This is a genomic window from Chryseobacterium sp. BGARF1 (genome assembly GCF_001677955.1).
GTDB lineage: Bacteria > Bacteroidota > Bacteroidia > Flavobacteriales > Weeksellaceae > Chryseobacterium.
This window is the reverse complement of record NZ_LELA01000172.1, coordinates 1-258: the sequence shown is the minus strand read 5'-3', so window position 1 is coordinate 258 and position 258 is coordinate 1. Positions and strand designations below refer to the sequence as shown.

Here is a 258-nt window from a genome sequence, read left to right as displayed (position 1 = left end):
TCTTTTGTTTTGCTTCCACCAAAAGATTATTTTCTTGTTCAATAGCTTCCCAACGATGGTTTATTCTGATTTCCTGCAACGCTTCTATGGCTAACTTCTGAACATGGAAACGGTCGATAACCTGTATTGCATTGGGGAAACATCTTTTGGCGATGAGCTTCATAGAACCAGCCATATCCAGAGTGATTTCTTTTGCTTTTTTCCGAAGTTTGCTACTTATTTTTGAAAGATGTTTTATAACGATATCACTTTTCGTTC

At 36.8% G+C, this 258-nt stretch carries 1 protein-coding gene; it reads right to left on the bottom strand.

Features of this window, described 5'->3' with window-relative positions; translation table 11 throughout:
* The coding region (locus AB671_RS21225; RefSeq protein ID WP_185114154.1) for a transposase at positions 1 to 258 on the bottom strand (258 nt) is incomplete at both ends.